Source organism: Sphingopyxis sp. EU05-FHT14B03, assembly GCF_058790875.1.
On sequence record NZ_JBYTDC010000001.1, the window covers coordinates 1,300,296 to 1,314,226 of the forward strand.

General features: G+C 68.7%; 8 protein-coding genes. 4 read left to right on the forward strand and 4 right to left on the reverse strand.

The features are described 5' to 3' along the window. Positions 1-33: 33 nt before the first annotated feature. Entirely contained in the window at positions 34-2,505 is a 2,472-nt protein-coding gene (locus AC3WS4_RS06370) for a TonB-dependent receptor (RefSeq protein ID WP_492735648.1), read from the reverse strand. A 118-nt stretch (positions 2,506-2,623) separates the two neighbouring features. Between AC3WS4_RS06370 and AC3WS4_RS06375 the strand changes: the two genes are divergently transcribed. Together AC3WS4_RS06375 and AC3WS4_RS06380 are read left to right on the forward strand one after the other, a co-directional pair. Continuing rightward, positions 2,624-3,271: a TetR family transcriptional regulator gene (locus tag AC3WS4_RS06375; RefSeq protein ID WP_162248541.1), complete on the forward strand. Its 648-nt coding sequence runs from the start codon at positions 2,624-2,626 to the stop codon at positions 3,269-3,271. 31 nt (positions 3,272-3,302) lie between these two features. After that, entirely contained in the window at positions 3,303-4,400 is a 1,098-nt protein-coding gene (locus AC3WS4_RS06380; RefSeq protein ID WP_492735646.1) for an acyl-CoA dehydrogenase family protein, read from the forward strand. Between the two features lie 93 nt (positions 4,401-4,493). Here AC3WS4_RS06380 and AC3WS4_RS06385 read toward each other — a convergent pair whose 3' ends face one another. Continuing rightward, complete coding sequence (locus AC3WS4_RS06385) at positions 4,494-5,705, reverse strand: acyl-CoA dehydrogenase family protein (protein ID WP_492735644.1); 1,212 nt, start codon at positions 5,703-5,705, stop codon at positions 4,494-4,496. 77 nt (positions 5,706-5,782) lie between these two features. On the opposite strand from AC3WS4_RS06385, the gene AC3WS4_RS06390 reads away from it, so the two are divergent. Continuing rightward, positions 5,783-6,640: an oxygenase MpaB family protein gene (locus AC3WS4_RS06390; RefSeq protein WP_492735643.1), complete on the forward strand. Its 858-nt coding sequence runs from the start codon at positions 5,783-5,785 to the stop codon at positions 6,638-6,640. Positions 6,641-6,768: 128 nt separating this feature from the next. Beyond that, entirely contained in the window at positions 6,769-7,740 is a 972-nt protein-coding gene (locus tag AC3WS4_RS06395) for an alpha/beta fold hydrolase (RefSeq protein WP_492735641.1), read from the forward strand. Positions 7,741-7,763: 23 nt separating this feature from the next. On the opposite strand, the gene AC3WS4_RS06400 is transcribed toward AC3WS4_RS06395, so the two are convergent. Together AC3WS4_RS06400 and AC3WS4_RS06405 are read right to left on the reverse strand one after the other, a co-directional pair. After that, the gene (locus AC3WS4_RS06400) at positions 7,764-9,269 is read right to left on the reverse strand and encodes an AMP-binding protein (protein ID WP_492735639.1); all 1,506 of its coding nucleotides are present in this window, start codon (positions 9,267-9,269) and stop codon (positions 7,764-7,766) included. A gap of 100 nt (positions 9,270-9,369) precedes the next feature. Next, positions 9,370-13,931, reverse strand: a 4,562-nt coding sequence (locus AC3WS4_RS06405) for a beta strand repeat-containing protein (RefSeq protein WP_492735637.1), incomplete at its 5' end; no start/stop codon positions are given.

Sequence of the window (13,931 nt, forward strand, 5' to 3'; positions counted from 1 at the left end):
CCTGCGGCGAAGCCACAGGGAGGATTTCTGTCCTCAGAAATTGAACTTGGCGCTCACCCCATAGGACGGGCTGCGCCCCGGAAAGCGCACCGCGGTGTTGGCGTTGGTCGCCGCCGACTGCCAATAATAGGTGTCGGTGATATTCTTGCCCCAGATCGACACCTCCCACTGGCCATCCTGCTCATAGAGCGCGAGGCTGGCGTTCAGGATGCCATAGCCCTTGATCTGCAGCGGCGCGAAATCCTCGATCGTGCTGCCGGTCTTCGACTGGTAGCGCCCGTTGAGGATCGCCCGCACGCCGAGTTTGTCGTTCACCGGCGTGTCATAGGTGATCGTCGCGGCGCCCGAGAATTTCGGGCTGTAGGGGAAGGCGAAGCCGTCGAAATCGAACGGCGCGCCCGCGGCGTTGATCCCGACATAACCCTGCAATTCGGTCTTGAGCCAGGTGCCCGCGAGCGTCACGTTGAGCGCATCGGTCGCCTGGATGCTGACGTCGCCGTCGATGCCATAGGCGCGCGACTTGGGGATATTGTCGAGGCGGAGCAGCGTCGTGTAGATCGGATCGGCGAAATAGACCGCGAGCTGCTTGTCGCGATAATCATAATAGAAGGCCGCGACATTGAGGTTCACCTTGCGGTCGGCGAGCGCCAGCTTGGTGCCGACTTCATAGGCGGTCAGTTCCTCCTGCTTCGCCGGGCGGTTCTGCGTCGCGATGTTCGCGGCGTTGACCGGGGTCGATCCCGATTTGTAACCGCGGCTGACCGAAGCATAGGCGAGTATGTCGTTCGTCGGCTCCCACGTCAGCGCCCCGCGCCAGGCGACATTGTCTTCCTTGAGGTTCGAGGTGACGAGGCCGAACGTGCCGGTGTCGACGTCATAGGTGTTGCACTGATTGGCCGTGATCGGCGCGGTGAAGGCACCGTATACCTGGAAAAAGAAGGCGCGGTTGAACAGGTTGACGTTGGGCAGCATCGACCCGTTGAGGTCGCGCGAGCAGCCCTGATATTCCTGCCGGTCCTCGGTGTAGCGCGCGCCGGTGGTCAGTTTCAGCGTGTCCGACAATTCCCAGTCGGCGCTGGCGAACAGGCTGATGGTCTCGGTGTCGAAATCGGCGACGTCGCGATAGGTGCGGAACGCGGTGGCGACATCGGCGGCGGTGAAACCCTGACTGTTGAACGGGGTGTTCAAGAGGCCAAGCTGGACGATCAGCGCGCGGATCGCGCCGACATTGGCATTCTGCCCCAGCAAGGTCTGGTTGGTGTCGCTGACGACATCCTTGGCATAATAGCCGCCGACGACCCATTCGGCGGGGCCGGTCGATCCCTGGAAGCGCAATTCCTGCGAAAAGCTCTCGATCTTGCCCTGCGCCCGCTGGATCAGGATTTCATAGGGCGCGCCGCTCCAGTCATAGGTCGCGTCGCGGTTGACCTTGTTATAGCCGGTCAGCGAGATGAAGCTCAAATCGCTCGTCAGGTCGAACTGGATGAGGCCGCGCAAGCCCAGGAAATCGCTGTCTTCCTGCAACGGCCCGTCGATCCCGGTGCCGCGCCCGATATTGGGGCCGCGCTGCGACAACGGCGCCCAGTCGGCGCTGTTCGAATCCCATTTGGGACCGTTGGCGGCGATATAGGCGGGCAGTCCCGGCGCGTTGAACAGGCTGAACAGCGTGCCGTTGGCGGGATCGGTGTTCGGGGTGAACCCCACCGCCTGCCCCGCGAGCGTGTCCGACTTGTTGATCCAGAAATTGCCGCCGAGTTCGATCTTCATCCCCTCGACCGGCTCGGCGGTCAGCGTCAGGCGGCCGCCATAACGGTGCACCTCGCCCAGGCTCTCGTCGCGCGAAATGCTGTGCTGCCAGCCGTCCCAGCTGTCCTCGGTGCGAAAGGCGGCGCGGATCGCGATATCCTGCCCCAGCGGGATGTTGAGATGGCCTTCGCTGTTGAGCGTCTTTTCGCTGCCGAGATCGACCGCGACCCCGCCCGAGAACTCCCCGAACTTCGGCTTGGCGGTGATGAAATTGACCAGCCCGCCGGTGGTGTTGCGGCCATAGAGCGTGCCCTGCGGACCCTTGAGCACTTCGACGCGCTCGAGGTCATAGACCGGCCCGCTGTTCATGAACGGATAGGCGAGCGCAACCTCGTCCTGATAGGTGCCGACGGTCGAGGTCGCCGACAGGTTGATCGTGTTGAAGCCGATCCCGCGCAGCGTATAGATCGGAATGCCCTGATAGCCGCGCGAGACGTTGAGGCTGGGCACCACCGCCTGCAGATCCTCGGTCGAGGTGACGCGCAGATTTTCGAGCGTATCGCCCGAAAAAGCCTGGATCGCGAGGCCGACGTCGTTGATGCTTTCGGCGCGGCGCTGCGCCGTCACGACGATCGCGCCGTCGTCGGCCGCCTCGGTCTCCGCCGCCGGCGGCGCATTTTGCGCCAGCACCGGCTGGCTCGCCATCATCGCCGCCCATGCCACGCCGGCCAGACCCATTGCACGCACCGCACCCGCCATCTTCTCTCTCCCTGATGAAGCTTATTATCAGTGATGATAATTATCAATCGTGATAGATTATGCAACCGGCAATTGCATTTTGCGGACAATGATGGTCTGTCGGCGGCAAGGAGCGATGATGGCCACCCGAAGTGAAAAGGCGGAAAGCCGCACGCGCGGCTCGATCCGCGACGCCCTGCTAGACGCGGCGAGCGCGCTGATGCGCGAACAGGACAAGATCGATATCGGCATCGTCGAGATCGCGGCGCGCGCCGGGGTCAACCACGGCATGATCCGCTATTATTTCGGCGACAAGGAAGGCATGCTCGCGGCGCTGCTCGACCGCGACGTGATCCGCGCGATCCGCCAGCTCGACGCCTTGTTCCGCCTGCCCGTCACCCCGACGGCCCGGATGCGCATCCATCTCGAGGGCATTCTCGATACCTATTACCGCATCCCGTACCTCAACCGCCTGATCCAATATATGGTCCGCGACGCCGAACCCGAGCGGGTGCGGCACATCGGCGACGAACTTCTGTCGAAGATCGCGGGCGCGCAGGCGCGGATGATCGAGGAGGGCATCGCGGCGGGCGAGTTCAATCCCGTCGATCCCAAGCTCTTCTACTTCAACACGATCGGCGCCGCGGACGGCCTCTATTCGAATCGCCTGACGCTGCAGGTCGTGTTCAAGGGCAAGCCGCACGCCGACGACGACCTCCATGCACGCTATCGCGAACACACGGTCGAGACATTGCTCGCCGGCCTCGTCAAAAATTATCAGGCTTGATAATTAAGCGCCGCACGCGCATAGCCGGGTCATGAATCTCGAACCCGACGACGACCAACGCCTGCTCCGCGACGCACTCACGCGCTTCCTGGCGCAGCAATTGCCGTTCGAAAAGCGCCGCACGATGCGCGATTCGACCGCGCAGCTCGCGCTGTGGCGCGCCGCCGACGCGGCGATCGGCATCGGCGCGGCGGCGCTGCCCGACAGCATCGGCGGCTTCGGCGGCGGGCGCGTCGCGGCGATGATCGTCGCCGAGGAACTTGGCGCCGCGCTCGCGATCACCCCCTATATCGACTGTCACATTCTCACCGCCCAATTGCTGCTCGCGCTCGGCGAGAGTGCGCGCGCCGCCGCCATCGCGCGCGGCGAGGCGCTGATCGTCACCGCGATCGAGGAACCCGCGACGCGCGGCGACATCGGCGCGATCGCGGCGCGGGCGACCCCCGCCGACGACGGCTGGACGCTGGCCGGGCGCAAGATCGCAGTCGCCTTCGCGGCCGAGGCCGACCATGTCGTCGTGCCCGCCCGCGACGCCGAGGATGATTTGCGCCTGTTCCTCGTGCCGGCCGCATCGCTTGCCGGCCGGCTCCATGCCTATTGGACGATCGACGACATGCCCGCCGCCGACCTCGATCTCGATGGATTGTGGGTCGACAGCGCCGCCGAAATCGGGCGCGGGCAGGATGGCGAAGCCGCGCTGCAGGCCGCCGTCGACGCCGCCATCGCCGCGCTCGCCGCCGAGGCGGCCGGACTCGCGCGCGTGCTGCTCGACGACACCCTGCTTTACGCCAAGCAGCGCAAGCAGTTCGGCGCGACGCTGTCGAGCTTTCAGGCACTCCAGCACCGCATGGTCGACATGCTGGTGCTGCGCGAGGCGATTTCCGCCGCCGCGATGCTCGCCGCGCTTAAGCCCGGCGACGCGCAGGCGACCGCCGCCGCCAAGGCGACGATCGGCGACGCGCTGCGCAAGATCGGGCAGGAAGCGGTCCAACTCCACGGCGCGATGGGCATGACCGAGGAACTGCGCGTCGGCCATTATTTCAAACGCGCCACCGCGATCGAACAGCGGCTGGGCACGAGCGACCTGCATGTTGGGCGTTATGCGGCGGGGATGGCCGCAGCCTCATAAGCCTCGTCATTGCGAGCGCAGCGAAGCAATCCAGAGCGGTTTACGCGGGCTCTGGATTGCCGCGTCGCTTCGGCTTCTCGCAATAACGAAGGCTCACAACCCCAGCACCGCCTTCGCCAATATATTCCGCTGGATTTCGTTCGACCCGGCATAGATCGACCCGGCGCGCTCGTTGAAATAACGCAGCGGCGCCACCGCCTGCCACGCCGCACCGGTCACATGGCCGTCCCCGGGCACGACATGCGCCGGCACCGCGGCGCCCGGCATGCCCGCGTGCGGCTGGAACGCCAGCCCCGCCGGCCCCGCCGCCTCGCAGGCGAGTTCGGTGATATGCTGCGCCAGCTCGGTCGACAGGATCTTGAGCATCGACGCCATGACGCCGACGCTTTCGCCCTGCCCCGCCCCCGACAGCAGTTTGAGCTCGATCATCTCCAATATGTCGACCCGGATGCGCGCCTTGGCGAGCTTGTGCGCGAACACCGCATCGCCCTCCATCGTCCCCTGCGCCTGCTTCGCCAGCGCATCGACGCGCATCGCCAGTGCCGGGGCATGCGCCGATCCGCCGCGTTCGAATTCGAGCAGATATTTGGCGACGCTCCAACCGCGATCGACTTCGCCGATGACATTCGCCCGCGCCGAGCGCGCGTCGTCGAAAAACACTTCGGCCTGGATCTGCTCGCCCGAGATCATCGTCAGCGGACGCACCGTCACCCCCGGCTGGTCCATCGGCACGAGCAGGAAGGTGATCCCCTGCTGCGGCCGCTCATGCTTCGACGTGCGCACGAGGCAGAAGATCCAGTTCGCCTCGCTCGCATGCGTCGTCCAGATCTTCGACCCGTTGAGCACGAAATCATCGCCATCCGCCACCGCGCTCATCTGCAGCGAGGCGAGATCGGACCCCGCCCCCGGTTCCGAATAGCCCTGACAGAAAAACACCTCGCCGGTCAGGATGCGCGGCAGGAACCAGTCCTTCTGCTCCGCCGTGCCGAACGCGGCGATGACATGCGCCACCATATGGATGCCCATCGGCGAAACCGACGGCGCCGCGGCGCGCGCGCGTTCGCGAGCGTAGAGATAAAATTGCGCCGGGGTCCAGTCGCGCCCGCCATGTTCGGGCAGCCAGTGCGGCGCCGCCAGCCCCTCGGCGTGCAACCGCGCCTGCCAGTCCATCGACACATGATGGTCGGGATAGACGCTCGTCGCGCCCTCTGCCCCCGCGCGCAGTTCGGGGGTCAGCGCACGCGCCAGCAGTTCGCGCATCCCGGCCGCGAAAACCTCTTCGTCGGCGCTCCAGTTCAGGTCCATCGTCTCATCCGTTGCATATAGTTATCACATCTGATAACAATTTTTCCGACGGGGTCAATCGCGACCGGGGGATAAGCATGAACCGCATGACCAATATGGCGCCCGGCATGGCGATCGACTTCACCAAACCGGCGGGCGAAGCCGCGCTGCTCGCCCCCGATTCGCTGCAATGGCGTATCTTCAAAAATCCGGTCGCGATGGCGGTCGGCGGGGTCGCGGCGGTGCTGCTCGAATTCGCCGACGCGCGCATCCGCTCGGGGGTGTGGGACCATTCTATCTACAAGGTCGATCCGATCGGCCGCTCGCAGCGCACCGGCATGGCGGCGATGGTCGGCGTCTATGGCCCCGCCAGCGCCGCGCGCCGCGTGATCGGCGGGGTCAACCGCATGCACGCGAAGGTGTCGGGCGAAACCCCGAAGGGCGAAGCTTACGCCGCGCTCGACCCCGAACTGCTGAACTGGGTCTATGCCACCGCCCAATATGGCTTCCTCACCGCCTATCACCGTTTCGTGCGCCCGCTGACCGCCGCCGAACAGGCGCGCTTCTGGGCCGACGGCCAGCCCGTCGCCGAGCTGTACGGCGTGACCTATACCCCCAGGTCCGAAGCCGAATTCCTCGCGATGATGGAAGAATTACTGCCGCGCTTCGAACCGCATCCGATCAACAGCGAATTCCTCGACATCATCCGTTCGGGCCGCGCCGCGCCGTCGGTTCCGCGCTTCCTGCACAAGGCGCTGGCGCGCGCCGCGGTGTCGCTGCTCCCGCCCGTGGTACGCGAACGACTAGCCCTCGGCCCCGAACATGACCTCGGCACCCGCGACCGGATCATGGTCAAGGCGATGGGCAAGCTCGCCGACCGGCGCAAGGACCCGGGCTCGCCCGCATGGCAGGCCGCCTTGCGCCTCGGCCTTCCGGGCGATACCGCCTGGCGGTGAACCCATTCGGATAATGGGTCGTCATTGCGAGCGAAGCGAAGCAATCCAGAGCGGGTTACGCACGCTCTGGATTGCCGCGTCGCTTCGCTCCTCGCAATGACGAAGCCTTTAGGGCAATGATCCACGCGATGAATCAGAGACCGCAGCTTTTCACCGCCCCCGACGGCGTCCGCATCGCCGCCGACGTCGCGGGCTCCGGACCGCTCGTCCTGTTTGTCCACGGCTTTCCCGAACTGCGCCAGTCGTGGCACCGGCTCGCCCCGGCGGTCGCCGCCGCTGGTTATCGCACCGCCGCGATCGACGTCCGCGGCTATGGCGACAGCGACCGCCCCGAAGCGATCGATGCCTATCGTATGGAGGCGATCGTCGCCGATCTCGTCGCGGTCGCCGATGCCCTGTCCCCCGACGCGCCGGCGACGCTGGTCGGCCACGACTGGGGCGCCTCGATCGTCTGGAACGCCATCATGGCGCGCCCCGACCGCTTCGGCGCCGTCGCCGCATTGTCGATCCCCTGGCTCGGCCGCGCCGCCGCGCCGTTCGACGCGATGTTCAAACGCCGCTTCACCGACAAGGGGCGCTTTTTCTACCAGGCCTATTTCCAGGAGCCCGGCGTCGCCGAGACCGAGCTCGAGGCCGATCCGGCGCGTTTCCTCCACGCCTTCTATCACAGCATTTCGGGCGACGCCGCGCCCGGCGACTGGCCGAACGACAAACCGCACGGCGCCCAACTGCTCGACGGGCTACGCTTCCCCGACGCGCTCCCGGCATGGCTCGACCCCGGATATTTCGCGCATGCCTCCGCGACCTTCGCGCGCACCGGCTTCGCGGGAGCGCTGGGTCGCTATCGCAACCATGGCCGCGACTTCGACTGGGCGGGCCGCTTCGACCCCGTCATCCGCCGCCCCGCGCTGTTCATCGGCGGCAGCAGCGACCCCGCACTCGTGCTCGGCACCGCCGACCCGATCCCGCTGATGCGCGACGTCGTCCCCGATCTCGAGGCGCATATGTTCGAAGGTTGCGGTCACTGGACGCAGGCCGAACGCGCCGCCGAGGTCGAGGCCTTGCTCATTCCCTGGCTCCGGCGCACCGTCCCCGCCTGACCTGCTCACGCTCGTCCGAGCGCTCAGATGCTCCGCCCCGCCGCGGCCCAATAGGGGTCGCGCAACAGCCTTTTGCGGATCTTCCCCGTCTCCTCGCGCGGCAGTGCGTCGGTGAGCTCGATATGCCTGGGCACCTTGTACGACGCGATGCGGTCGCGCAGCGCGGCGCCGATGCCTTCCGCCGTCAGCACCGCGCCTGCGGCGGGCTCGACCACCGCGAGCAACGCCTCGCCATTGATTGCGTCGGGGATACCGAACACCGCGCAGTCGGCGACCCCCTCGACCGTCTGCAGCGCCGCCTCGATCTCGGCGGGGTAGATGTTGACGCCGCCCGAGATCACCAGGTCGCGCTTGCGGTCGCACAGGAACAGCCGCCCGTCGGCATCGAGATAGCCCAAATCGCCCGACGCGAGATAGCCGCCCCGGTCGAGCGCGGCGCGGTCGGCCTCGCGCCCCAGATAGGTGAAGTCGGGATAGCCGGCGTTGCGCGACTGCACCTCGCCGACCTCACCCGTCGGCACCGGCTCGCCCGCATCGTCGACGATGCGGATTTCCACTCCCGGGATCGCCTTGCCCACCGTCCCCGGATGCGCCGACCACTCGGCGCTCGCCACATGGGTGATCGGCCCCGCTTCGGTCGATCCATAATATTCCTCGATCACCGGGCCCAGCCAGTCGATCATCCGCGCCTTGACGTCGGGCCCGCACGGCCCGCCCGCGTGCAGCACGAATTGCAGCGACGACAGGTCGTGCGCGCCGCGCTGCTCGTCGGTCAGCGCGAGCAACCGGCTGAACATCGCGGGGACCGCATAAAGATGGGTAATGCCATAAGTCTCGATGTCGGCGAGCAGCCGCAGCGGGTCGAAGCGCGGCGGCAGCAAGAGCAGGTCGGCGAGCGCGGCGGCGCGGTGCGCGAACAGGTTCGGCGCGGTGTGATAAAGCGGCGCGGGCACCATCACCCGCGCCCCCGGCCCGATGCCATAGATCAGCGACCGCATCGCCTCGCTCGCCGCGACCTGTTCGGGCTTCGGCGGCTGGCGCTTCACCCCCTTGGGATGGCCGCTGGTGCCCGAGGTGTAGATCAGCGATTCGGCGGCGGGCGGCGACGCCAGTGTCCAGGGCTCGGCCGCCGCGAGCGCCGCGTCCCAATCCGCGCCCACCACGGCGGGAGGGGTCAGCCGATAGGCGGCGGCAATCGCCGGCGGCACCGGCACCACGATCGCCGGGCAGGGCAGCGCATCGGCGACACGCGCGAGCAGGTCGGCATGCGCGACCAGCAGCCGCGCGACGCAATCCGCGACGACATACAGGATTTCCTCGGCCGAAAAATGCCAGTTCACCGGAACGCAATAAGCACCGAGCCGCCGGCACGCGAGGCTCGCCTCGATAAAGGCGATGTCGTTGCGCAGCAGGATGGCGACGCAATCGCCCGCCCCCACCCCGCGCGCGGCGAGCGCTCCCGCGGCGCGGTCGATGCGCGTGGCGAGTGTCACGCCGTCGATAGCCCGGTCGTCGGTGATGATCTGCAAAGGCCCGCTCCCACAAACAATCGCGCGCCGTATCGGTGATACGGCGCGCGACCATGGAACAAGCGGGTTCAGTCCACAATAGTTCGTATACTAATTATATTCAAAAGCCGAACGCCACCCCGACCCGCCCGCCGGTCGATCCCTTGACCGTCGACCCGGCGATGCCGCCGCTGACATAGACGCGCGGGGCAAGCCGGACGACCGCGGCGCCCGAGAAGCCCTGTTCGCCGCGATAGGTGGCGAGGTTGAACGAGACCGAGACGTCGCTGTCGGGGACGATCATCGTGCCCCCCATCGCCATCGCGGTCGCGATGCCGCCGTTCGCCTGCACCGCATGGCGTTCGAGCACCAGCGTGCGCTGGTCGAGCGCCGCGGTCTGCTGTTCGAGCAGGTTGACCCGGTTCGGCAGCCCGCCGAGCGTCGCGATGTCGAGCGCCGAGGTGCCGAGATTGCCCGCCGCATCGGTGGTCAGCAGCCTGAGCGTGCCGCTCTGCGCCGCATTGCTCGCCGCCGACCCGACGCCCGAGAGCGTATAGGTGCTCGCCGAATTGCCGAGCGCGACCTGCCCCGCGCGGCTCGCGACCGCGCCATTGCCGATCGCCACCGACCCGTCGCCGGTCGCGCTGCTGGCATTGCCCAGCGCCACCGCCCCGGTGCCGATCGCGCTGTTGTTGGCGCCGAGCGCGACCGCGCCGGTCCCGGTCGCGATGTTCGGATCGCCGATCGCCACCGCGCCATTGCCCGATGCGACATTGCCCGCGCCGATCGCCACCGCCTGGCCGTTGATCGCGCGGGCATTGGCGCCCATCGCAACCGACTGGTTGCCGCTGGCGACCGAACCCGGTCCGACCGCGATCGCGTCGACCCCCGTTGCCTGCGGCCCCGGTCCGGTGCTGTTGGCGCGGAAATAGGCGCCGTTGGCGAGCGCGGTGTTCGCGGTGCTCTGCGCTGCCGCGGCTTCCGATCGCGCCGTCGTCGCGGTCAGCTGCGCCGCCGCCGCTTCGGTGCGCGCGGTGGTGGCGGTCGCCTGCGCTACCCCGGCATTGGCGAAGGCGGCGTCGGCGCGGTCCTGCGCCGTCGCGGCATTGGCGCGCGCCGTGTCGGCCTGCGCCTGCGCCGCCGCCGCCTCGGTCCGCGCGGTATCCGCGGTCGCCTGCGCCGTCGCCACTGCGACACCATTCGCCTGCCCCGCCGCGAGCGCCTGATCGGCGGTCGCCTGCGCCGCATCGGCGTTGGCGAAGGCGGCGTCGGCGCGGGTCTGCGCCGCCGCGGCTTCGAGCCGCGCGGTATCGGCCGTACCCTGTGCCGCCGCCGCTTCGAGCCGCGCCGTATTCGCCGTCCCCTGCGCCGTCGCGGCGTTGACCAGCGCAGTGTTCGCGGTGCCCTGCGCCGCGATCGCCGCATTTTGCGCGGTGGCGGCATTGGCGAGCGCGGTGTTCGCGGTGCCCTGCGCGGCGTTCGCGCTCGATTGGGCGGTCGCCGCATTGGCGAGAGCGCTGTTGGCCGTGCCCTGTGCAGCATCCGCCGACCCCTGTGCCGTGGCGGCGTTGGCGAGCGCGGTATCGGCGGTGCTCTGCGCCGCCGCCGCCGAAACCGCGTTGGCCGCATTGCCGGCCAGCGCAGCATCTGCCGTCGTCTGTGCCGTCGCCGCATTGGCGAGCGCACTATTGGCGGTGCCTTGCGCGGCTGCCGCGTTGGCCACCGCTGTATTGGCGGTCGTTTGCGCGCTGGCGGCCGCGGTCTGCGCCGCTGCGGCATTGGCAATGGCGGTATCCGCCGTCCCCTGCGCCGTCGCGGCATTGGCGAGCGCGGTATCGGCCGTCGCCTGCGCCGCATTCAGCTGGTCGAGATTGACCGCGTCGGTGCCGGCGGTGCCCGCCGCGACATTGGTGATCGCGCGCTCCGCCCCGGTCGTGCCGACCGAGACGCTATTCTCGCGATTGGCGATCGAGCCCGAACCGAGCGCGACGCTGCCGATCGCTTGCGCCTTGGCGTCGCCGCCCAGCGCGTAGCTGTTGGCGGCCGAGGCGACGGCGAAATCGCCGATCGCGACGCTGTTCGTCCCGCTCGCGTCGGCGCGCCGTCCGATCGCGGTCGAGAATTGCCCGCTCGCGGTACTGAGCTGGCCGATCGCGGTGCTGAAACCGCCGGTCGATTCGGCCCCGGCGCCGAGCGCGACGCTGCCGCCCAGCGTCGCTTTCGCTTCGTCGCCGATCGCGACGTTGCCGGTCGACGACGCCTCGGCCTGATCGCCCAGCGCGATCGCGCTCTCGCCATTGGCGACGCTGAGGTTGCCGAGCGCAATCGCGCCCGTGCCCGTCGCACTATTGTCGGCACCGATCGCGACCGCGCCGGTGCCGGTCGCGGTGTTCGGATCGCCGATCGCCACCGCGCCGTCGCCCGAGGCGATATTGCCCGTTCCGACCGAGGTCGCCTTGCCGTCCTTGGCGATCGCTCCGGCACCGATCGCCGTCGCTCCGTCGCTGAGCGCCTGCGCCGCGGCGCCGCTGCTGTTGAAGGCGACATAGGGATTGGCGCCGGCTGCCACACCCGCCAGGCCCGCGTTGAGCTGGCCCAGGTTGACCGCATCGGTCGCCGCGGTGCCAGCGCCGACATTGGCGATGATCCGTTCGTTCCCCGCCGCGCCCACCGACACCGTGTTGGCGCGGTCGGCGACCGAGAAGCTGCCCAGCGCCACGCTGTTCAGCGCGGTGGCCTGGGCATCGCTGCCCAAGGCGGTCGACAAATCGGTGCTCGCCAGGCTGTCGCGGCCCAGTGCCGTGCTTTGGAACCCCTGGGCGCGGGCGAAGGTGCCCGTGGCGGTCGCGCCCTCCGCGCTGGCTTGGGAGATGAAGCCGGTTGCCGTGGCGTCCATCGCCAATGCCGTGCTGCCGGCTCCGGTTGCGGTCGATTGCAGGCCGGTCGCGTGCGCGAAGTCGCCGGTGGCGGTGCTGCGTCCGCCTGCTGCCTCGGTGAAACTGCCCGTTGCCGTCGAAAAGACGCCGCTGGCCAGCGAACCGACGCCGGTGGCGCTACTGTTGTCGCCATTGGCCTGCGCGCCGACGCCTGTCGCGGTGCTGTTGAGCCCGGTCGCACGGCTGAGATTGCCCGTCGTCGTCGACCCGATCCCGCTGGCGATGCTGTCGCGGCCCGTCGCGGTGGCGCGCTCGGCGGTCGCCTGCGCAAAGGTGCCGGTGGCGGTCGCGCCGACCCCCGACGCGACGCTGACGAAGCCGGTGGCGGTGGCATCCATCATCGTTGCCTGGCTGCCCGCACCGCTCGCCGTCGATTGCAGCGCCGTCGCGTGCGCAAAATCGCCGGTCGCGGTGCTGCGGCCTCCCGAAGCCTCGGTAAAGCTGCCCGTCGCGGTCGAAAATGCTCCGCTGGCCAGCGCGCCCGAACCCGTGGCGCTGCTGCTCTCCGCCGTCGCCTGCGCGCCGATGCCGGTCGCGGTGCTGTTCAGGCCGGTCGCGCGGCTGAGGTTGCCCGTCGTCGTCGACCCCACCCCGCTCGCGATGCTGTCGCGCCCGGTCGCTGTGCTGCGCTCGCCGCTCGCCTCGGCAAAAGTACCCGTCGCGGTCGCGCCGATCCCCGTCGCGCGGGCCCCCCAGCCGAGCGCAACCGCATCCATGGCGGCGGCGCGGCTGAGGGCGCCGATCGCGATGGCATGGACGGCGGTCGCGCGGCTGTCGGGGCCGATCGCGATCGTGTCGGCCGCCGTCGCCTGCGACAGCCCGCCGATCGCGACATTGCCGTCGGACGAAGCCGCCGCCTGGTCGCCCATCGCGATCGCCGAATTGCCCGTCGCGGTGCTCAGATTGCCGAGCGCGATCGCGGCGGTGCCGGTCGCCGTATTGTCCGCGCCGATCGCGACCGCGCCGGTGCCGGTGGCCGTGTTCGGATCGCCGATCGCCACCGCGCCGTCGCCCGATGCCGTATTTTCGAAACCGATCGAGGTCGCCTTGCCGTCCTTGGCGATGGCGCCCGACCCGATCGCGGTCGATCCGTTGGCCTGCGCCTGCGCCCCGCCGCCCGCCGCGAAGCTGTCGTCGCCCGTCGCCTGCGCCGCCGGCCCCGAGCTGTTCACCCCGACGTAGGGATTATTGCCCGCGACGACCCCCGCGATGGCCGCGTCGAGCTGCGCCAGATTGACCCCATCGGTCGCGGCGGTCCCGGCGGCAAGGTTGGTCAGCTGGCGTTCGCCGCCCACCGTGCCGACCGACACGCTGTTGGTCCGGTCGGCGAGCGAACCGCGACCGAGCGCGACGCTGTTGACGCCGGTCGCATTCGCAAAGACGCCCACCGCCGTCGCGTCGTCGGCGCTGGCGACCGAATAGGCGCCCAGCGCGCTCGATTCCTCGGCGGTCGCCTGTGCGCCCGTCCCGATGGCGGTCGCGTTGAGATTGCCGGTGGCGCGCGCGCTGGTGCCGAGGGCGGTGCCCTGATTGCCAGCCCCCGCGCCGCTGCCGACCGCCACCGCGTTCAAAAAGGCGAGCGAATCATAGCCCGTCGCCACCGAGTTGAAGCCCGACAGCGCATTGGCGCCGACCGACGTCGATTGCTGCCGCGTCTTGGTGTTGAACCCGATCGCGGTGGCATTTTCGCCCTCCGCCGACGCGATGGCGCCCAGCGACGTGGCATTTTCCGAGATCGCCTGCGCGC